At 69.5% G+C, this 18,664-nt stretch carries 18 protein-coding genes and 1 tRNA gene; 14 read left to right on the forward strand and 5 right to left on the reverse strand.

What is annotated here, in order from left to right:
• The first annotated feature begins 12 nt into the window (after nucleotides 1-12).
• The 14 genes from HGG74_RS01470 (at nucleotide 13) to HGG74_RS01535 (ending at nucleotide 13,780) form a co-directional block, all read left to right on the forward strand.
• Nucleotides 13-447 carry a cytidine deaminase gene (locus tag HGG74_RS01470; RefSeq protein ID WP_168484559.1) on the forward strand — a complete coding sequence of 145 codons (435 nt, stop codon included), beginning with the start codon at nucleotides 13-15 and terminating at the stop codon, nucleotides 445-447.
• A gap of 3 nt (nucleotides 448-450) precedes the next feature.
• The gene (locus tag HGG74_RS01475; protein ID WP_168484560.1) at nucleotides 451-1,749 is read left to right on the forward strand and encodes a thymidine phosphorylase; all 1,299 of its coding nucleotides are present in this window, start codon (nucleotides 451-453) and stop codon (nucleotides 1,747-1,749) included.
• Between the two features lie 69 nt (nucleotides 1,750-1,818).
• Nucleotides 1,819-2,559, forward strand: coding sequence for a DedA family protein (locus tag HGG74_RS01480; protein WP_246262507.1), 741 nt, complete (start codon nucleotides 1,819-1,821; stop codon nucleotides 2,557-2,559).
• 46 nt (nucleotides 2,560-2,605) lie between these two features.
• Entirely contained in the window at nucleotides 2,606-3,808 is a 1,203-nt protein-coding gene (locus HGG74_RS01485) for an adenosine deaminase (RefSeq protein ID WP_312856690.1), read from the forward strand.
• A gap of 28 nt (nucleotides 3,809-3,836) precedes the next feature.
• On the forward strand, nucleotides 3,837-4,523 hold the full coding sequence (locus HGG74_RS01490) for a MazG nucleotide pyrophosphohydrolase domain-containing protein (RefSeq protein ID WP_168484561.1): 687 nt from the start codon (nucleotides 3,837-3,839) through the stop codon (nucleotides 4,521-4,523).
• Nucleotides 4,524-4,613: 90 nt separating this feature from the next.
• Nucleotides 4,614-5,894, forward strand: coding sequence for a phosphopyruvate hydratase (gene eno / locus HGG74_RS01495; protein ID WP_168484562.1), 1,281 nt, complete (start codon nucleotides 4,614-4,616; stop codon nucleotides 5,892-5,894).
• A 96-nt stretch (nucleotides 5,895-5,990) separates the two neighbouring features.
• Nucleotides 5,991-6,791 (forward strand): FtsB family cell division protein, encoded by an 801-nt coding sequence (locus HGG74_RS01500; protein WP_168484563.1) that lies wholly within the window; start codon nucleotides 5,991-5,993, stop codon nucleotides 6,789-6,791.
• Nucleotides 6,792-6,903: 112 nt separating this feature from the next.
• The gene (locus HGG74_RS01505; protein WP_168484564.1) at nucleotides 6,904-7,575 is read left to right on the forward strand and encodes a DUF501 domain-containing protein; all 672 of its coding nucleotides are present in this window, start codon (nucleotides 6,904-6,906) and stop codon (nucleotides 7,573-7,575) included.
• Nucleotides 7,572-8,522: a Ppx/GppA phosphatase family protein gene (locus HGG74_RS01510; RefSeq protein ID WP_168484565.1), complete on the forward strand. Its 951-nt coding sequence runs from the start codon at nucleotides 7,572-7,574 to the stop codon at nucleotides 8,520-8,522. Before HGG74_RS01505 ends, HGG74_RS01510 begins: the two co-directional genes overlap by 4 nt.
• 43 nt (nucleotides 8,523-8,565) lie before the next feature.
• On the forward strand, nucleotides 8,566-9,951 hold the full coding sequence (locus tag HGG74_RS01515) for a S8 family serine peptidase (RefSeq protein WP_376766109.1): 1,386 nt from the start codon (nucleotides 8,566-8,568) through the stop codon (nucleotides 9,949-9,951).
• A 70-nt stretch (nucleotides 9,952-10,021) separates the two neighbouring features.
• The gene (locus HGG74_RS01520; protein WP_168484566.1) at nucleotides 10,022-11,476 is read left to right on the forward strand and encodes an NAD(P)/FAD-dependent oxidoreductase; all 1,455 of its coding nucleotides are present in this window, start codon (nucleotides 10,022-10,024) and stop codon (nucleotides 11,474-11,476) included.
• Between the two features lie 115 nt (nucleotides 11,477-11,591).
• A complete protein-coding gene (locus HGG74_RS01525; protein ID WP_168484567.1) occupies nucleotides 11,592-12,098 on the forward strand; it encodes a GNAT family N-acetyltransferase in 507 nt (168 codons plus the stop codon).
• A 38-nt stretch (nucleotides 12,099-12,136) separates the two neighbouring features.
• Nucleotides 12,137-12,209 (forward strand) — tRNA-Leu (locus HGG74_RS01530).
• A 185-nt stretch (nucleotides 12,210-12,394) separates the two neighbouring features.
• Nucleotides 12,395-13,780: an ABC transporter substrate-binding protein gene (locus tag HGG74_RS01535; protein ID WP_168484568.1), complete on the forward strand. Its 1,386-nt coding sequence runs from the start codon at nucleotides 12,395-12,397 to the stop codon at nucleotides 13,778-13,780.
• Between the two features lie 163 nt (nucleotides 13,781-13,943).
• On the opposite strand, the gene HGG74_RS01540 is transcribed toward HGG74_RS01535, so the two are convergent.
• The 5 genes from HGG74_RS01540 to HGG74_RS01560 form a co-directional block, all read right to left on the reverse strand.
• Nucleotides 13,944-14,714: an ABC transporter ATP-binding protein gene (locus HGG74_RS01540; protein WP_168484569.1), complete on the reverse strand. Its 771-nt coding sequence runs from the start codon at nucleotides 14,712-14,714 to the stop codon at nucleotides 13,944-13,946.
• Nucleotides 14,711-15,739 (reverse strand): ABC transporter ATP-binding protein, encoded by a 1,029-nt coding sequence (locus HGG74_RS01545; protein ID WP_168484570.1) that lies wholly within the window; start codon nucleotides 15,737-15,739, stop codon nucleotides 14,711-14,713. Before HGG74_RS01545 ends, HGG74_RS01540 begins: the two co-directional genes overlap by 4 nt.
• Nucleotides 15,736-16,716: a branched-chain amino acid ABC transporter permease gene (locus HGG74_RS01550; RefSeq protein ID WP_168484571.1), complete on the reverse strand. Its 981-nt coding sequence runs from the start codon at nucleotides 16,714-16,716 to the stop codon at nucleotides 15,736-15,738. The genes HGG74_RS01545 and HGG74_RS01550 overlap by 4 nt, the downstream gene beginning before the upstream one ends.
• Before the next feature lie 13 nt (nucleotides 16,717-16,729).
• Nucleotides 16,730-18,070: a branched-chain amino acid ABC transporter permease gene (locus HGG74_RS01555; protein WP_246262509.1), complete on the reverse strand. Its 1,341-nt coding sequence runs from the start codon at nucleotides 18,068-18,070 to the stop codon at nucleotides 16,730-16,732.
• 248 nt (nucleotides 18,071-18,318) lie between these two features.
• The gene (locus tag HGG74_RS01560; protein ID WP_168484742.1) at nucleotides 18,319-18,615 is read right to left on the reverse strand and encodes a GroES family chaperonin; all 297 of its coding nucleotides are present in this window, start codon (nucleotides 18,613-18,615) and stop codon (nucleotides 18,319-18,321) included.
• Between the last annotated feature and the right edge of the window lie 49 nt (nucleotides 18,616-18,664).

Genomic DNA, 18,664 nt, shown 5'->3' on the forward strand with positions numbered 1-18,664 from the left:
GACCGGGACCACATGAACCTGGGTTTCAAGGATTCGGACATCGACTGGGAGGCCCTGCGCGAGGCCGCCACCAGGGCGATGAAGCGCGCCTACGTGCCGTATTCGGACTTTCCGGTCGGCGCCGCGGCGCTGACCGAGGACGGGCGGATCGTCTCCGGCTGCAATGTGGAAAACGCCTCCTACGGCCTGACGCTGTGTGCCGAGTGCTCGCTGGTGAGCCAGCTGCAGATGACCGGCGGCGGCCGGCTGGTCGCGTTCAGCTGCGTGGACGGGGCCGGGAACATCCTGATGCCGTGCGGGCGCTGCCGCCAGCTGCTGTACGAATTCCGGACCCCGGGCATGCAGCTGATGACCGGTTCGGGCATCAAAACCATCGAAGAGGTGCTGCCCGATGCCTTCGGCCCGGAACACCTTGGCCCGCCCCGCCCCGACGCGAACCTGGAGTAGACCATGACCGAACCTTTCGACGCCGTCGACATCATCCGCACCAAGCGGGACAAGGGCACGCTCACCGCCGAGCAGATCGACTGGACCATCGACGCCTACACCCGCGGGGTGGTCGCGGACGAGCAGATGGCCGCCCTGAACATGGCCATCCTGCTCAACGGCATGAGCCGGGCGGAGGTTTCCCGCTGGACCGCGGCGATGATTGCCTCCGGGGACCGGATGGACTTCTCCGCCCTGGGCAAGCCCACCGCCGACAAGCACTCCACCGGCGGGGTGGGGGACAAGATCACCCTGGCGCTGGCTCCGCTGGTGGCCGTGTTCGGCGTCGCCGTGCCCCAGCTCTCCGGCCGCGGGCTGGGCCATACCGGCGGCACCCTGGACAAGCTCGAGGCCATTCCAGGCTGGCGTGCCGAGCTGGGCAACGAGGAACTGATGAGCCAGCTGGCCGGCATCGGCGCGGTGATCTGCGCCGCCGGGGCCGGGCTGGCCCCGGCTGACAAGAAGCTGTACGCGCTGCGGGACGTCACCGGCACCGTCGAGTCCATTCCGCTGATTGCCTCCTCGATCATGAGCAAGAAGATCGCCGAAGGCACGCAGGCACTGGTGCTGGACGTAAAGGTCGGCTCCGGGGCGTTCATGAAGGATGAGGAATCGGCGCGGGAGCTGGCCGCGACCATGGTGGACCTGGGCACCGGCGCCGGGGTCGAGACCGTGGCCCTGCTGACCAACATGGACACCCCGCTGGGCCTGACCGCCGGCAATGCCATCGAGGTGGAGGAGGCTGTGGAGGTCCTGGCCGGCGGCGGGCCGGACGACGTCGTGGAGCTGACCGTCCGGCTGGCCGACGAGATGCTCCGGGCAGCCGGCGTCCCGGACGCGGATCCCGCGGCGGCGCTCAAGGACGGCCGCGCCATGGACGTCTGGAACCGCATGATCGAGGCCCAGGGCGGGGACCCGCGGGCCAAGCTGCCGGTGGCCCGGCACTCCGAGGTGGTCTATGCGCCGGCCGACGGCGTGCTGCTGCAGCTGGACGCGCTCGCCGTCGGTGTCGCCGCCTGGCGGCTGGGCGCCGGACGGGCGCGCAAGGAGGACCCGGTGCAGGCCGGCGCGGGGGTGCGCCTGCACGCCAAGCCCGGGGCGGTGGTGCGGGCCGGCGAGCCGCTGATGACGCTGCTGACGGACACGCCCGCCCGGTTCGGGCGGGCGAAGGAGGCACTGGCCGGCGCCGTCGTCATCGGTCCGGAAGGGGACCGGCCCGGCCAGCAGCTGATCATCGACCGCATTGCGGCCGGGCACGGGTGACCCGGGGAAATCCCCAAGACCGGTCCGGAGCCGGCCAGGGGGATGGCCGATAGCGGCACTTTCCGCCCCATGGCATCGTTGGAACAGGCAACCGGCGGACAGGATGAACACGTGCAGGCACTCATGGACACGATCAATGTCTTCATCGTCGATGCGGCGGGGCAATGGTGGGTCTACCCGCTCCTGTTCGTTTCGTGCACGGTGGATGGCTTCTTCCCCCCGCTGCCGAGCGAGTCGGCGGTGGTGGCCCTGGCAGCGGTCTCCGTCTCGGCCGGGGCTCCGAACCTCTGGCTGGTGGCGCTGGTGGCCGCGCTCGGGGCAATCATCGGGGACAATATCGCGTACGCGATCGGCAAGGCCCTGGGTACCCGGCGCTTCGCGTGGATGCGCCGGCCGCGCGTGGCCGCCGCCTTCGCCTGGGCCCGGCGCGGGCTCGACCGCCGCGGGGCAGTGCTGATCCTCAGCGCGCGCTACATCCCGGTGGGCCGGGTGGCGGTCAACATGACGGCCGGGGCCACCGGCTACAGCCGCGGACGCTTCGTCCTCTTCACCATCCTGGCGGGCATCTCCTGGGCCCTGTACTCGGTCGGCATCGGTGTGCTGGCGGGCCGGTGGGTCAGCGACAACCATCTGCTGGCGGTGGTGGCCGCGGTGGCCGTGGCCATGCTCACGGGCCTGGCCGTCGATTACGCCCTGGCGCTGGGCGGCAGGCTGCAGCGGGCCAGGCTGCGCCGCATCGCGCGCGACCGGCTGGCGGCTAAGCCTGCCGCCGGTGCCGGCGGGCAGCAGGAGCGCGAACCGGCAGCCTGAACCCGGCCGGTGCGGGCCCGGGAGCCCCTGCCGTAAGGTGGACGCTGTGACTGAGCCTATCTACTCCGCTGAATTTTCCACCGGCGTTTCGGCTGACGCAGCCGCCGACGTCGACATCGACTTCCGCAGCCTGCCCAAGGTTTCCCTGCATGACCATCTCGACGGCGGACTGCGGCCGGCGACCATTATCGAACTGGCCGCCGACGTCGGCCACGAGCTGCCGTCCACGGACCCGGTGGCCCTGGACCAGTGGTTCCGCGAGTCGGCGGACTCAGGCTCCCTGGTCCGCTACCTGGAGACCTTCGAGCACACCGTGGCGGTGATGCAGACCAAGGAAGCGCTCTTCCGCGTGGCCAAGGAATTCGTCGAGGACCTGGCCGACGACGGCGTGGTCTACGGGGAAGTGCGCTGGGCGCCCGAGCAGCACCTGTCCCGCGGCCTGACGCTGGACGAAGCCGTCGAGGCGGTGCAGGCAGGCCTGGACGCCGGCGTGGAGGCGGTGGCCGCGACCGGCCGCCCGATCCAGGTCGGGCAGCTGATCACCGCGATGCGCCACGCGGACCGCGGCCAGGAAATTGCCGAGCTGGCCCTGCGCCACCGGGACAAGGGGGCCGTCGGCTTCGACATCGCCGGCGCCGAGGACGGGTTTCCGCCGTCGCGGTTCAAGGACGCCTTCACTTACCTGGCCGAGCACCAGTTCCCGGTGACCATCCACGCCGGCGAGGCCGCCGGGGTGGACAGCATCGTGGACGCGCTGGTTAGTGGCCGGGCCCTGCGGCTGGGCCACGGCGTGCGCATCGCCGAGGACATCCAGGTGGATTTCGCTCCGGCCGGGGATGCCGGCGGGGAGCAGCAGTCTCCGGAGGCACCCGGCAGCGGCGAGGGCCTGGCCATGGTGACGCTGGGCCGGGTGGCCGCCTGGGTCCGGGACCGGGGCATCCCGCTCGAATGCAGCCCGTCGTCGAACCTGCAGACCGGCGCCACCGCCCCCTTCGGTGAGGGGATTGAAAACCACCCCTTCGACCTGCTCTACCAAACCGGCTTCAAGGTCACCATCAATGTGGACAACCGCCTGATGAGCGGCGTGACCCTCTCCGACGAGTACGAACTGCTGGTGGAGGTCTTCGACTACGACTTGGACGACCTGCTGGAGATCACGCTGAACGCCGCCGAAGCCGCGTTCCTGCCGCTGGAGGAGCGCGAAGCCCTGGTGGAGTACATCACCGAGGGCTTCCAGGGCCGCGCGTGAGGGTCCCGGCCGGGCGGCCGGTGCGGCCATGACGACGGCGGTGGAGCGCCTGCTCGAGGTGGTCGCGCAGCTGCGCGAGCACTGCCTGTGGACGCGGGCGCTCACCCACGACTCGCTGGTCGAGTACCTGCTCGAGGAGGCCCACGAGCTGGCCGGCACCATCGCCGCCGGCCACACCACCGGCCAGGACGCCGAGGAACTCAAGGGCGAGCTGGCGGACGTGCTGTACCAGGTGGTGCTGCACGCCCGGCTGCAGGAAGAACAGGGCCGCTTCTCCTTCGAGGACGTCGCGGCCCACCTGGCAGCCAAGCTGATCCGGCGCAACCGCCACGTGTTCCGCCCGGACGGCACGCTGCAGGAGCGCTTCCCGGCCACGCTCGAGGAGATCGAGCGCAGCTATGACGCGGTCAAGGCAGCCGAGCGGCCGGAGCGGACGGGTCCGTTCGCGGGGCTCCCGGCGTCCCTGCCGGCGCTGACGCTGGCGGCCAAGTCGCTCGACCGCGCCCGCCGCAGCGGGATCCCGGTACCCGGCCCGGCCGGGAACGGGCACGTGCCGGTCCAGGCCGCGTCGGACGAGGAGCTGGGGGAACTGCTGCTGGGCATCGCCGGTGCGGCCGCGGCCCAGGGGCTGGACCCGGAGCAGGCCCTGCGCCGGGCGGTCCGGCGCTTCCAGGACCGCGTAATGCAGGAGAGACCCGGCCGGGATCTCGATTAGTCTTGATTCCGACAGTGCCTCCCACGCGGCTTGTCGTGCAGCGAATGCTGACCTGAAAGCAACGACGTTCCAATGAACAGGAGCTAATCCATGGCGCTTATTGATGCCATCCATGCGCGCGAAATCCTCGATTCCCGCGGCAATCCCACGGTTGAGGTCGAGGTGCTGCTCTCTGACGGCTCCATGGGCCGCGCTGCGGTGCCTTCCGGCGCGTCGACGGGTGCCTTCGAAGCCGTGGAGCGCCGCGACGGGGAGAAGAACCGCTACCTGGGCAAGGGCGTCAGCCAGGCCGTCGCCGCCGTCGTCGACACCATCCAGCCGGCACTGCTGGGCTTCGACGCCACCGACCAGCGCCTGATTGACCAGACCATGATCGACCTGGACGGCACCGCCAACAAGTCCAACCTCGGCGCGAACGCCATCCTGGGCGTCTCGCTGGCCGTTGCCAATGCCGCCGCCGAGTCTTCCAACCTGCCGCTGTACAAGTACCTGGGCGGACCGAACGCGCACGTGCTGCCGGTGCCCCTGATGAACATCCTCAATGGCGGCTCGCACGCCGACTCAGATGTGGACATCCAGGAGTTCATGGTCGCTCCGATCGGCGCCTCCACCTTCTCCGAAGGCCTGCGCTGGGGCGTGGAGGTCTACCACAGCCTCAAGGCCGTGCTCAACGAAAAGGGCCTGTCCACCGGCCTGGGCGACGAGGGCGGCTTCGCTCCGAACCTGCCGAGCAACCGGGCGGCGCTGGACCTGATTTCCGAGGCCATTACCCGCGCCGGCTACACCCCCGGCAAGGACATCGCCCTGGCCCTGGACGTTGCGTCCTCCGAGTTCTACAAGGACGGTGCCTACCAGTTCGAGGGCAAGTCCCTGTCCGCGGCCGAGATGAGCGCCTACTACGCCCAGCTGGTGGCCGACTACCCGCTGGTCTCCATCGAGGACCCGCTGGATGAGTCCGACTGGGACGGCTGGGCCAAGCTGACCGCCGACCTGGGGGACAAGGTCCAGCTGGTGGGCGATGACCTGTTCGTGACCAACCCGGAGCGGCTGCAGCAGGGCATCGACTCCCGCACCGCCAATTCGCTGCTGGTCAAGGTCAACCAGATCGGCTCGCTCACTGAGACCCTGGACGCGGTGTCCCTGGCCCAGCGCAGCGGCTACACCACCATCACCTCGCACCGCTCCGGCGAAACCGAAGACACCACGATCGCCGACATCGCGGTGGCCACCAACGCCGGCCAGATCAAGACCGGCGCCCCGGCCCGGTCCGAGCGGGTGGCGAAGTACAACCAGCTGCTGCGCATCGAGGAGGAGCTCGACGACGCGGCCCGCTACGCGGGTGCCTCGGCCTTCCCGCGTTTCAAAGCCTGAGGCCCGCCGCAGCAGGAGCTATTGTCTTAAGCAGGGAGGCCTGTGCCTCCCTGCTTAAGACCGTTTAAGTTCTTGACCGGCCGTTCCAGGAGCCCCATGACCACCCGACGCCCCAGAGTTCCGCGGGCCGCCCGGCCGGCCGGCGACAGCGGGCCCGCGGGCGATGCCATGGACGGGCAGTCCGCCGGCGGGCAGGTCCCCAACCGGCAGGCCCCGGCAGCCGGCCCGGCCCGGGCCACGGGTGGCGCTGCGGAGGGCAGCAGGCCGGCCGCCCGCATCCTCCGTCCCGAATTCAGCCGCCGGCGGAGCACGCCCGGACCCAAGCCCGAGCCGCCGGCAGCCAAGCCCACCCCGGCCCAGGCCCGTGCCGCCGAGCGCAGCGAACTGGCCCGCGGCATCCGCCGCCCGCACGGACCGGCACCACGGGAGAAGACCGGGCCGGAGCACAGCGCCCCGGCAGACCGGGAGACTGCCGGCCAGGCCGTCGAACCGGTGCCGGCGAAGGCGTTCTCCGGGCGCATGCTCGCCCTGGCGGTGGTCCTGATCACCATCACCGTCCTGTTGGCGCCGTCGGTGCGCGTTTTCATCGAACAGCGCTCGGCGATCGCACAGCTGCAGGACGAAATCGCGCAGGAACAGGCGGAGCAGGCCCAGCTGAAGAAGGAGATTGCCCGCTGGGACGACCCGGCCTACATCAAGCAGCAGGCCCGGGATCGCATATTCTATGTAATGCCGGGCGAAACACGGTACATGGTCACCGGCGCCGAGGGACTGAGCGAGTCCAAGGAACATGCCTCCAGGTCCGCGCCGTCGGACCTGCCGTGGGTTGACGCGCTGTGGGACTCGGTCAAGCGCTCGGCGACGGACGAACCTGGAAGAGACGACGCCGCGGACTGACGACCCCGCGGCCCCGGGAGGGGCCCTCCCGCGCCCCGCTTTGATATCCGCGCCCCTGCAGGGGAGCGCACCGGCCGCAGCCGCCGGCCGCACAGCTAGGAAGGACCGCGCCATGGACAACGCCCAGCGCACACCCACGCCCCAGGACCTGGACACCCTCAGCCGCCAGCTGGGCCGTCCCGTCAGGGACGTGGTGGAGATCGGGGCCCGCTGCGTCTGCGGCAACCCGCTGGTCGCCACCACCGCGCCCCGGCTGGGCAGTGGCATCCCGTTTCCGACCACGTTCTATCTGACCCACCCGGTGATCACCGCCGCGGTCTCCCGGCTCGAAGCGGCCGGCGTGATGACCGAGATGACCGAGCGGCTGTCCCGGGATTCCGGGCTGGCCGAAGCCTACCGGCGGGCCCACGAGGCCTACCTGCAGGCGCGCAACGAGGTCGGCGCCCGGGCCGGCATCGGCGAGGTGCCGGAGATCGCCGGGGTGTCTGCCGGCGGGATGCCCGGCCGGGTCAAGTGCCTGCATGTGCTGGTGGGCCACTCGCTGGCTGCCGGTCCGGGTGTGAACCCGCTGGGGGACGAGGCCCTGGAACGCATCGCCGAGTGGTGGACACCGGACCGCTGCTACTGCGAGGGCGTCTGGGACGTGCAGGGACAGGCGCCGTCGAGGGACCTCAGCCGGCATACCAGGACGCAGGGGCTGGGCGAGGCGGAACTGGCCGCGAAACGCGCGGCCAGGCAGGGCGGCCACGAGGCGGATCCGGCAAGGGAAGAGGACAGCAAATGACACGCGTAGGGGCCATTGACTGCGGGACGAATTCCATCCGGCTGCTGATTGCCGATGCCGGTACCGGGGGGCTGACCGACGTGGTGCGCCTGATGAAGGTTGTCCGGCTGGGCCAGGGCGTGGATGCCACCGGCCTGCTGGCCGAGGACGCCCTCGAGCGCACCTTCGCTGCGGCCGAGGAGTATGCGGACCTGCTGCGCGGCCATGGCGCCGAACACCTGCGCTTCGTAGCCACCTCCGCGACCCGTGACGCCGCCAACCGGGAGGTGTTCGTGGACGGCATCCGCTCCCGGCTCGGGGTGGAGCCCGAGGTCATCAGCGGCGCCGAGGAGGCAGCCCTGTCCTTTGCCGGGGCGGCCAGCGTTCTGGACCCGCAGCCGGAGCAGCGCATCCTGGTGGTGGACCTGGGCGGCGGCAGCACCGAGTTCGTGCTCGGCACCGCCGCCGGCGTCGAGGCCGCGCGCAGCGTGGACATGGGCTGTGTCCGCTTCACCGAACGGCACCTGAAGCAGGATCCGCCCTCGGAGGCCGAGATTGCCGCCGCCGAAGCGGAGATCAACGCCTGCCTGGACGAGGTCCTGGCCGAGGTTCCGCTGGCCGCTGCGGACCGTCTGGTGGGCGTGGCAGGTTCGGTCACGACGGTCACCGCCCATGCCCTGGGCCTGGCCGAATACCGGGCCGACATCATCCACGGCACCGAACTGGACGGCGCCCGCACGGCCGCTGCCTGCACCTCGCTGCTGCGGATGACGCGCAGCCAGCGGGCGGCGCTGCCCTACATGCATCCGGGCCGGGTGGACGTGATCGGGGCCGGGGCGCTCATCTGGCGGACGATCAACGCCCGCGTCACCGAGCTGACCGGCGGGCGTGTGGACGGGGCCACCACCAGCGAGCACGATATTCTGGATGGCATTGCCCTGAGCGCGGCACTGACCGCCGGCCGCTGACCTGCCGGAACCGCGGGTACCCAGGCAGATGAGGAGAATAACCATGCCCAGCAGCCTCTGTCGACCGGACCGGTCCCGGCCGCTACGTGCGGCGGGGATGGTCTGCGGTGTGGTGCTGTCCCTGGTGTCGGGCCTGGTCTTTGCCCCGGCCGCCGCCGCCGACGAGATCCGGGAGAAGCAGTACTGGCTTGGCGCCTACGGTATCCGCGAGGCGTGGAAGTCCACCAAGGGCGACGGCGTCAAGGTGGCGATCATCGACAGCGGGGTGGACGCAAGCCACCCGGACCTGCGCAATGCCGTCATCGGCGGTACCGACGTGTCCGGTGCCGGCACCCCGGACGGACAGACAGGCATCGGGCAGACCCCCGAACACGGCACCTTGGTGGCCACGCTGCTCGCCGGCCACGGCCACGGCAAGGGGGGCCGCCCCGACGGCATCGTCGGCGTGGCGCCGGAGGCCGACCTGCTGGCCGTGTCCACCTGGCTGGGTTCGCAGAATCCAGCAGGCATCGACGTGGACCAACAGATCCCGGCTGCGGTGCGCTGGGCGGTGGACAACGGGGCCCAGGTCATCAACATGTCCCTGACCAGTTCCACCACCTCATGGCCGCAGAGCTGGGACAGCGCCTTCCTGTATGCCGAACAGCATGACGTGGTGATCGTCGCCGCCGCGGGCAACCGCGCGGGCGGCTCCTTCCAGTCCGGGGCGCCCGCCACCATCCCGGGGGTACTGACCGTCGCCGGCCTGGACCGGCGGGGCAATGCCAGCCAGGATGCCTCTTCCCAAAGCATCGTCATTGGCGTGGCAGCCCCGGCCGAGGATCTGGTCGGCGGGCTGCCCGGCGGGGGGTATGCGGAGTGGTCCGGAACCTCCGGCGCGGCACCGCTGGTCTCCGGTGTGGCCGCGCTGATCCGGGCCAAGTATCCGCAGATGAGCGCCGCCCAGGTGATCAACCGGATCATCTCCACCTCCCGGGATGCCGGCGCACCGGGCCACGACCCCATCTACGGCTTCGGCGTCCTGGATGCCGACGCGGCGCTGAACGCCGAGGTCGCCGAGGTCGGCCAGAACCCGGTGGGCAGCATCGCCCAGTGGATCACGGTCCACCGGCGCGGCCAGCCGACACCGGCACAGAACAGCGCACCGGCCACACACTCCACCCGGCCGGCGATCCCGGAGCCGACCACGCCCGTCGCCGTCGCCCCGCGGCTGGAAGGGGGCCTGCTTCCGGCCGCAGTGGTGGTCGGCTTCAGCGTGCTGATCCTGCTGGTCCTGGCCTTGGGCGTGCAGCAGACGCTGCGCGCACGGAGGCTCGCCGCCGCGCAGGCAGGCCCGGCGGCAGACGACGCCGGGGAGGGTGCCGGAAGCGGCCCCGCGCCGCAGCCGCCGGTGCAGGGCGCAGACGGTAAGGAGCCCGGAAAGCCCTGACGAAGCCGCCCGGAGGAGGAGCTCCGGGCGGCTCGTGAAAATTTTCACAAAAGGCGCTATAGTGGTGCCCATGGCACCTACCCCTGCGCTCTCAGACCGTCCGCGCGTCCTTGTTGTCGGCGGCGGCTATGTCGGCCTTTACGTGGCCCTGAAACTCCAGAAGAAGGTCAAGGCCCACGGCGGCGTGGTCACCCTGGTGGACCCGCTGCCGTACATGACCTACCAGCCGTTTTTGCCCGAGGTGGCGGCCGGGTCCATCGAGTCGAGGCACGCGGTGGTCTCGCACCGGATGCACCTGAAGCAGACCGAGGTCATTACCGGCTCGGTGACCGCCATCGACCACGCCTCCCGGACCGCGACCGTGGAGTCCGCCGACGGCATTTCCTTCCAGATCCCCTACCGCGACGTGGTGATCGCCACCGGCGCGGTGACCCGCACCTTCCCGATCCCGGGCCTGGCCGAGGTCGGCATCGGCCTGAAGACCATCGAGGAGGCCCTGGAGCTGCGCAACACGGTGCTCGAGCGCATCGAGGCCGGCTCGGTGCTGCCGCCGGGCAGCCGTGAGCGGGCCCGGGCACTGACCTTTGTCTGCGTGGGCGGCGGCTTTGCCGGGATCGAGGCGATGACCGAGATCGAGGACATGGCCCGCAAGGCGGTGGAGCAGAACCCGCGGCTGAAGCGCTCGGATTTGCGCTTTGTGCTGGTCGAGGCGATGGGCCGGATCATGCCCGAGGTGACCGAGACCCAGGCCGAGTGGGTGGTCGAGCACATGCGTTCCCGCGGCATCGAGGTGCTGCTGAACACCTCCCTGGCCTCGGCCGTGGGCGGGAAGCTGGAACTGATCAACATGCCGGACAAGACCCCGGCGCAGAGCTTCGAGGCCGACACCCTGCTCTGGACCGCCGGCGTGCAGGCGAACCCGGTGGTGCGCAACTACGGCTTCGCCCTGGACGAGCGCGGCCGGGTGCGGGCCAACGCCGAGCTGCGCATCCTGGACGAGGACGGCAACCCGGTCGAGGGCGCCTGGACCGCCGGGGACGTCGCGGCCGTGCCGGACCTGACCGGCGGGGGCGTGGGCGGGTACTGCGTGCCCAACGCCCAGCACGCGGTGCGCCAGGCCAAGCACCTGGCCAAGAACATCTACGCCGAGCGCTGGGGCGTGGGCCAGGTCACCGAGTACAAGCATAAGAACCTGGGCGCGGTGGCCGGCTTCGGGATCAACAAGGGCGTGGCCAAGGTCATGGGCATCAAGCTCAAGGGCACCCTGGCCTGGCTGGCCCACCGCGGCTACCACGGCCTGGCCATGCCCACCGTCGAGCGCAAGATCCGCGTCATCGCCGACTGGACCCTCAACGCCCTCCTCGGCCGCGACACCACCGAGATCAGCGATATCGAGACCCCGTACCGGGCCTTCCGCGCCGCCGCCACCCCGGCCCCGGCGCCCGCCGTGGGCCACAGCGCGGACCAGAACCCCGCCAAGGATCCTGCCAAGGACACCGAGAAAGCCAAGAGCGAGAGCAAGTAGCTTTCCCGCCCGACGCAAGCCGGCGGCGGGGAGGTTCCGCAACCAGCGGATCCTCCCCGCCGCCGTCGTTTTAAGGCCGTCGCCACAAGCGGAATTCCAGTCGTAGACTGCAGGGGTGGAGCTGAGGAGCGAGCAGCCGGCCGACCGGCCGGCGATCCTGCGTCTGGCCCGCAGTGCCTTCGGAACGGACGACGGCGCGGAGCCGCCGGAGCCGGGGCTGCTGGCCGCATTGTTCGCCTGCGAGGAGTACATTCCCGAACTGTCCGTCGTCGCCATGGACGGGGGCGAGGTCGCCGGCCACTGCATTACCACCCGGGCCTGGATCGGCAGCGAGCCGGCGCTGGGGCTTGGCCCGCTTGCCGTGCTGCCGGAGCGCCAGCGGCGGGGTATCGGGGCGGCCCTGCTGGCGGAAACGCGCCGGCGTGCCCTGCTGCTGGGGGAGCGGGTCATCGTCCTGCTCGGCCACACCAGCTACTATCCGCGGTTCGGCTACCGGCCGGCCGCCGCGCTGGGGATCCTGGCCCCGGATCCGCGCTGGGGCGACCATTTCATGGCCCTGCCGCTGGCCGGTCCCGTTCCGTCCGGGCCTTTCCGTTACGCCGCCCCGTTCGCCGGCCTGTAGCAGGCATCGAGTAGGCTTGTCACTGACCTTCCGGTCCGGCCCCAGTAGCCCAATGGCAGAGGCAGGAGACTTAAAATCTTCTCAGTGCAGGTTCGAGTCCTGTCTGGGGCACCTGTTGCGGCAACGGTTAATCAGCAGCGGACCTGCGCCGTTGCTGCTGTGACGAGCGTTACAAGGATGTAACCGAAACGTCTTATTTTTCGCCTCATCATGCACTAGGTTCATGTTTACGGTACGCGGCTCCCGCAGGACCGGGGTTTCGCGCTGGCCGACCTTTGGATCGAGGAGAAGACCTTATGACTGCAACACGCAATGCAGTTCCTTCCGGCGGAAGCAGCCGCGCCGTCCGGGCCGGCAGGTTCGCAGTGCTGGGGGTCGGGGTTGCGCTCTTCGCCTCCGCCTGCGGGGGCGGGACGAACGCTCCGACCGACGGCGGCGGCACCACCGGCGCGGGGGCAGCCTCCGGCCTGTCCTGCCCGGAGGGCGGTGCCGGCGCCGAATCGACCGAACGTCCCACGGGCGACCCGGCAGCAGTTCCGGCCTCCAAGGGCTCGACCGACACGCCGCTGAAGCTGGGCACCCTGCTGCCGACCACCGGTACGCTGTCCTACCTCGGGCCGCCGGAAATCGCCGGCGTCGACCTTGCCGTCAAGGACATCAACGCCGCCGGCGGCGTGCTGGGCAAGGACGTGTCGGTGGTCCACCGCGATTCCGGCGATACCACCACCGACATCGCCACCCAGTCCGTCACGGACCTGCTCGGGCAGGACGTCAGCGCCATTATCGGCGCGGCCTCCTCGAGCGTGTCCATGAACGTGATCGACCAGATCACCAAGGCCGGCGTGGTCCAGATTTCCCCGGCCAACACCTCGCCCGCGTTCTCCACCTACGACGACAACGGCCTGTACTTCCGCACCGCGCCCTCCGACGTGCTCCAGGGCCGCACGCTGGGCAGCTACATGATCTCCTGCGGCGCCCAGACGCTGGGCATGATCGTGCTCAACGACCCGTACGGCACCGGGCTGCAGAAGAACGTCAAGGAGGCCTTCACCGGGGCCGGCGGCCAGGTGGTGGCCGAGGAGATGTTCAACACCGGCGACTCGCAGTTCAGCTCGCAGGTGGACGCGGTGGTGGCCGCCAAGCCGGATGCCATCGCCCTGATCACCTTCGAGGAGGTCAAGAGCATCGCGCCGCTGCTGCTCGCCAAGGGGATCTCTCCGGAGCAGCTCTTCCTGGTGGACGGCAATACCGCTGACCTGAGCAAGGACCTGGATGCAGGGATGATGGAAGGTGCCCAGGGCACCATCCCGGGCACTTTCGCCAAGACGAACTTCCGCGAGCGGCTGGCCACGGTCGACGACAACCTGCAGGACTACGCCTATGCCGGCGAAGCCTACGACGCGGTGACCCTGGTAGCCCTGGCTGCCGAGGCCGCGGGCAGCACCGACGGCCAGGACATTGCCAAGCAGCTGGAGGGGGCCTCCAAGGACGGGGAGAAGTGCTATGACTTCGCCGCCTGCGTGACCCTGCTCCGCGAGGGCCAGGACATCGACTACGACGGCATCTCGGGCCCAATCACCTTCGACGAGAACGGGGACCCGACCGAGGCGTACGTCGGCATCTACAAGTACAACGCCGAGAACGTCCCGCAGCCGGTCCGCGAGGAGTTCGGCCAGCTCTGACACACGCTTTCCTCCTGTCACTCGCACTGACCCAGCAGGCCTCCGCCCTCCGGCGGGGGCCTGCTGCGTTGCGGCGGCCGGTGCCGGTACACCTGCTGCCGGCGCACGACGGCGGCGGCGCCCCGGGTGGGACGCCGCCGCCGTGGTTGGATGGGTGCGCCGCTCAGTCGGTGTCGGCCAAGGTACCCAGGTACAGCGAGATGACCTTGGGATCCTTCAGCAGCTCGCGCCCGGTACCGGTATAGGCGTCGCGGCCCTGGTCCAGCACGTAGCCGCGGTCGCAGATCTGCAGGCAGCGGCGGGCGTTCTGCTCCACCATGATGACCGAAACGCCCGCCCGGTTGATTTCGTGGACCCGCAGGAAGGTCTCGTCCTGGCGGACGGGGGACAGGCCGGCGGAGGGCTCGTCCAGCAGCAGCACGGCAGGATCCATCATGAGCGCCCGGCCCATGGCCACCATCTGCCGCTCGCCGCCGGAGAGCGAACCGGCCCGCTGCAGCCGGCGTCTGCCCAGCTCCGGGAAGAGCCCGGTGACGAATTCGTAGCGTTCCTTGAAACCTTTGGGCCGCTGGAACATGCCCATCTGCAGGTTCTCTTCGATGGTCAGGGTCGAGAAGACGTTGTTGGTCTGCGGCACGAAACCGAGGCCTCGGGTGACCAGCTTGTTGGCCTTGAGCCCGGTGAGGTCCTGGCCCCGGACCACCACCGACCCGGAATGGACCTTCACCAGGCCGAACATGGCCTTGAGCAGCGTGGATTTGCCGGCGCCGTTGGGGCCGATGATGCCGATCAGTTCGCCGCTGCGCGCCTCGATGCTGCAGCCGTTGAGGATATTGACTCCGGGCAGGTAGCCGGCCACCAGGTTCGTGACCTTGACGACGGTGTCCGTTGCGGCGGCGGTGTCCGCCGTGGTGCCGGTGGCCGGTGTGCTCATCCCTGGTCCTTCCGGCCGGCGGTGCCGCCGGCTGCCTCATCCCTGCGGCCGTCGCGCTCGGCGATATGGTGGCCGAGGATGCCTTCGTCCTCGGTGCCAACCACCGAGGCCTGGTCCTGGGCCAGTTCCGCCTCGAGTTCCTTCAGGCCTTCCGTGTCGCCCAGGTCCACGTCGTGGTGGGCGCCCAGGTAGGCGTCGATCACGGCCTGGTCCTTCATGACATCGGCCGGCGGTCCTTCGGCGACCACCTTGCCTTCGGCCATGACCACCACCCAGTCCGCGATATGGCGGACCACCTGCATGTCGTGCTCCACGAACAGCACCGTCATGCCCTCGGCCTTGAGGTTCTTGATGTGGTCCAGCAGGGACTGGGTCAGGGCGGGGTTGACCCCGGCCATGGGCTCGTCCAGCATGACCAGCTTGGGCCGGGCCATCAGCGCCCGGGCCATCTCCAGCAGCTTGCGCTGGCCGCCGGAGAGCGAGGCCGCGTAGTCGTTCCGCTTGGCGTCCAGCTTGAACTTCTCCAGCAGCACCTCGGCCTGGGCGGTGATCTCCTTCTCCCGCCTGCCCCAGAGGTTCTTGAACAGCGCCGCGGACAGGCGCTCGCCGGGCTGGTCGGCGGCTCCCAGGCGCATGTTCTCGAGGACTGTAAGTTTGCCCATGACCTTGGTGAGCTGGAATGTGCGCACCATGCCCAGGCGGGCGACCTTGTAGGAAGCGACGCCGGCCAGGGGATGGCCGTCGAAGGTCCATTCGCCGGAGTTGGGCTGGTCGAAACCTGTCAGCAGGTTGAACAGCGTGGTCTTGCCGGCGCCGTTGGGGCCGATCAGGGCGGTGATCTTGTGCCGCGGAATCTCCAGGAAGTCCACGTCCACGGCATTGATGCCTCCAAAGCGGCGGGTCACGTGCCTGACGGTCAGGATCGGGTCCCGCTTCCGGCAGCCAGGCCCGGCCTCGCCCTCGGCAATCGGACGGGTGTCCGCCATAAAGTCGATGGTGGCCGGAGCGGTTGTCTTATCGGTCATGTGAATGCCAGCTCCCTCTTGTTGCCCAGCACGCCCTGGGGCCTGAAGATCATCAGCAGCATGAGCGCGATGCCCACCATGATGTAGCGGAGCTGCCCGGCCTGGGTGGTGGTGATGAAGGTGATGATGCCCGACTCGATCGCTCCGTAGAGCAGGCCCTGGGTCAGCGAGAGCACCACCCAGAAGATCATTGCCCCGAGCACGGGGCCCAGGACGGTGGCCATGCCGCCGAGCAGCAGGCAGGTCCACAGGAAGAAGGTCAGCTCCGTGCCGTAGTTCGCCGGCTGGACCGAGCTGCGCGGCAGGGTGAACAGGATCCCGGCCAAGGTGCCTAGGATGCCGCCGATGACCAGGGCCTGCATCTTGTAGGCGTAGACGTTCTTGCCCAGGGATCTCACGGCGTTCTCGTCCTCGCGGATGCCCTTGAGCACCCTGCCCCAGGGGCTGCGCATCAGCAGCAGGACCAGCACGCAGCACAGCGCCACCAGCGCCCAGGCCGTCACGCGGACCCAGAGGTCCCGGTGGCTCAGGGCCACGAAGCCCAGATCGTACCTGCCTTCGGGAAACGGGTTCAGCGCGTAGAAACCGTTGGTAAAGCCGTTCAGGCCGCCGGCCGACCCGGTGACGTCGGTGAGCCGGTTGGTGGTCACCACGTACCTGGCGATCTCGGCGGCGGCAATGGTGACGATGGCCAGGTAGTCGGCCCGCAGGCGCAGCGTTGGAATGCCCAGCAGGAAGGCAAAGACCACCGAGCACACCAGCGCGACCAGCACCGCCACCCAGAATGGTGCATTGAAGGTCAGCGTGGAGATGGCAAAGCCGTAGGCGCCCATGGCCATGAAGCCGGCCTGGCCGAAATTCAGCAGGCCCGTATAGCCGAAATGCACCGCCAGGCCCAGCGCGGCCAGGCCGTACGCAGCGGTGGTCGGGCTGATGATCTCGCCCAGGGCCCCGTTGAGAATGTTCAGGAAGTCCATGTGCTCTTGCCTCCTAGCCCACGCGCTCTCTGCGGCCCAGGATGCCTTGGGGCCGGAACAGCAGCACGACGATCATGATCAGCAGGGCCCCGACAAACTTCAGGTCGGCCTCCAGCCAGATGGTCGAGACCTCCACGAAGATGCCCACGATCACCGAACCGACCAGGGCGCCGAACACCGTCCCCAGGCCGCCCAGGGTGACCCCGGCGAAGATCAGCAGCAGGATCTGCTGGCCCATGTTGAAGGAGACCCCCGGCCGGTAGTACGCCCAGAGGATGCCGCCCAGGGCTGCGAGCAGGCCGCCGACTGTCCAGACGATGCGGATGACATTGTCCACGTCGATGCCGGAGGCCGAGGCCAGCGCGGGATTGTCGGCGACTGCCCTGGTGGCCTTGCCGAGCCTGGTGCGCAGCAGCAGGAACCCGAGCAGCCCGATCACCACTGCGCTGATGACCAGGGACTGGAGGGTGTTCTGCGAGATGGAGACGGCGCCGAGGGAAATCTGCGGGCTTTGCGCGCCGGGCAGCTGCTGGATGGCGCCGCCGAAGAAGAGCTGGATGACGTACCGTACGGCCAGGGCCAGCCCGATGCTGACGATCATCATGGCAATCAGTCCCGAGCCCCGCTGGCGCAGCGGCCGCCACAGCCCGGCGTCCTGGAGGTAGCCGGAGAGGCCGCCGCCGATGATCGCCAGGGCCGCTGCGAGCCAGACCGGCAGTCCCATGCCGGCGAGGAAGAACATCAGCACCGCGCCGAGCGTGACCATCTCGCCGTGGGCGAAGTTCGTCAGTCCGGTGGTGCCGAAGATCAGCGACAGGCCCACCGATGCCAGGGCCAGCAGCAGGCCGAAGCTCAACCCGGCGATCAGGCGCTCAGCCAGCTGTTCGCCCAGGTTGGCCCCCCGCACCACAATGCCTTCGCCGAGCGGGAAAACGGCTCCGGCGTTGGAAGTATTGGCAAAGGTCACCGTCCGGGGATTCTGTGCCCCTGGTGCCAGCACCACGCCTTCGGGCAGGGTGCTCTCGTCCAGTTCCACCTGGTAGGTGCCCTGCACCGGAACCCGGATGGTCCAGGCACCTGAAGCGGAGGTGACCGTCTCGCCGCTGAAGCCTTCGCCGGTCGCCCGGATGGTCACGTCCGGAACCGGCTGGCCGGCATTGCGCAGCACGCCGTTGATGCTGAAGCGGAAGTTCTCCTGGTCGCCAGGCCCCGGGGCGGGCGAGGTTTGGCTGGCGGGCGATGCTGCCGGCCCGGCAGCCTGCGAAGCCGGCGCGGTGACGAGCAGTGCTGCAAAGAACGCCGCGAGCGCTGCAAGCAGCCAGGTGGACCGTACGAGCCTCGGCACTGATCCCAAGTTATGTACCTCCACAGCGTGGGGGACCTGCCGGTTCTCCGGCAGATACTGGCACGCCTGTGATGCAAATCACCGACGTGCGCATCATGTTACCTGTGGATTGTGTTCGCCACGTTGCGAAACAGCCGCTTTAGATCGCGATCCAATAACAACTGGGAAAATGTAGCGCCAGCGGGCCGGGCGGGGCGTCCGGACGCGTGGAAGTGCCCCGTCGGGCGGGGCGGCCCATCCGGGAGGTACGGCCCGGTCTAGAGGTACAGGCCGGTGCTGCTGTCGGTCGTCTCGGGTTCGGCCACCGCGTGCACGTCACGTTCGCGGAGCAGGATGTAGTCCTTGGCGTTGACCTCGACCTCGGCCCGGTCCTCCGGATCGAAGAGCACACGGTCACCCACGCCGACCTGGCGCACATTCGGTCCCGCTGCCACCACGTCGGCCCAGGCCAGCCGCTTGCCCATCACTGCCGTGGCCGGAATGACGATCCCCGAGGCGGAGCGGCGCTCGCTGGAGTCCTTGTCCAGGGCCACGAGGATGCGGTCGTGGAGCATGCGCAGGGGCAGTTGGTGGACGGCGGATCCACTGCTGGAACGGGGGGAA

This window comes from Arthrobacter mobilis (assembly GCF_012395835.1).
In the GTDB taxonomy this organism is placed as follows: Bacteria; Actinomycetota; Actinomycetes; order Actinomycetales; family Micrococcaceae; genus Crystallibacter; species Crystallibacter mobilis.

Bases quoted from the DNA above. Each gene is read 5' to 3' on its own strand.
- HGG74_RS01470 (WP_168484559.1), top strand. From the start codon at position 13: ATGAACCTGGGTTTCAAGGATTCGGACATCGACTGGGAGGCCCTGCGC.
- HGG74_RS01475 (WP_168484560.1), top strand. From the start codon at position 451: ATGACCGAACCTTTCGACGCCGTCGACATCATCCGCACCAAGCGGGAC.
- HGG74_RS01480 (WP_246262507.1), top strand. From the start codon at position 1,819: ATGGCATCGTTGGAACAGGCAACCGGCGGACAGGATGAACACGTGCAG.
- HGG74_RS01490 (WP_168484561.1), top strand. From the start codon at position 3,837: ATGACGACGGCGGTGGAGCGCCTGCTCGAGGTGGTCGCGCAGCTGCGC.
- eno (WP_168484562.1), top strand. From the start codon at position 4,614: ATGGCGCTTATTGATGCCATCCATGCGCGCGAAATCCTCGATTCCCGC.
- HGG74_RS01500 (WP_168484563.1), top strand. From the start codon at position 5,991: ATGACCACCCGACGCCCCAGAGTTCCGCGGGCCGCCCGGCCGGCCGGC.
- HGG74_RS01505 (WP_168484564.1), top strand. From the start codon at position 6,904: ATGGACAACGCCCAGCGCACACCCACGCCCCAGGACCTGGACACCCTC.
- HGG74_RS01510 (WP_168484565.1), top strand. From the start codon at position 7,572: ATGACACGCGTAGGGGCCATTGACTGCGGGACGAATTCCATCCGGCTG.
- HGG74_RS01515 (WP_376766109.1), top strand. From the start codon at position 8,566: ATGCCCAGCAGCCTCTGTCGACCGGACCGGTCCCGGCCGCTACGTGCG.
- HGG74_RS01520 (WP_168484566.1), top strand. From the start codon at position 10,022: ATGGCACCTACCCCTGCGCTCTCAGACCGTCCGCGCGTCCTTGTTGTC.
- HGG74_RS01535 (WP_168484568.1), top strand. From the start codon at position 12,395: ATGACTGCAACACGCAATGCAGTTCCTTCCGGCGGAAGCAGCCGCGCC.
- HGG74_RS01540 (WP_168484569.1), bottom strand. From the start codon at position 14,714: ATGAGCACACCGGCCACCGGCACCACGGCGGACACCGCCGCCGCAACG.
- HGG74_RS01545 (WP_168484570.1), bottom strand. From the start codon at position 15,739: ATGACCGATAAGACAACCGCTCCGGCCACCATCGACTTTATGGCGGAC.
- HGG74_RS01550 (WP_168484571.1), bottom strand. From the start codon at position 16,716: ATGGACTTCCTGAACATTCTCAACGGGGCCCTGGGCGAGATCATCAGC.
- HGG74_RS01560 (WP_168484742.1), bottom strand. From the start codon at position 18,615: ATGCTCCACGACCGCATCCTCGTGGCCCTGGACAAGGACTCCAGCGAG.